The 310-nt window shown below is 45.2% G+C and carries 1 protein-coding gene; it reads right to left on the reverse strand.

Annotated features, from left to right (window positions below; all coding sequences use genetic code 11):
- Positions 1-250: IS66 family transposase zinc-finger binding domain-containing protein (locus tag FC26_RS13225; protein WP_420835225.1), on the reverse strand; the 250-nt coding region annotated here is incomplete at its 3' end.
- Between the last annotated feature and the right edge of the window lie 60 nt (positions 251-310).

The raw sequence follows: 310 nt of genomic DNA on the forward strand, positions 1-310 counted from the left end.
GGACATATTTGTGATAAGCAATTTCAGACACTAAAGAAGCCGATGCCATGCTGTGAGGTATTAACGCCCACGGCGCATTTCCTTGGTAAAGATGGCTAATCGCATCTTGTTGGTCACATTGATGGCATTTGTAAGTTGCCTCGTATATGTTGGCGACATATAGTCGACCCGGAATCACGCGAACTTCTTGTCGCACATAATGTTTACCAACTCGTTGGAGGTCATGCCCCTGCGGACACAGTTTTATCATTGGTTCATGGACTTCATCTTCCGTCGGAAGATCAGTACTGATAATCTCAGATCGTTTTCG

It is taken from the genome of Paucilactobacillus vaccinostercus DSM 20634, assembly GCF_001436295.1.
Taxonomy (GTDB): Bacteria; Bacillota; Bacilli; order Lactobacillales; family Lactobacillaceae; genus Paucilactobacillus; species Paucilactobacillus vaccinostercus.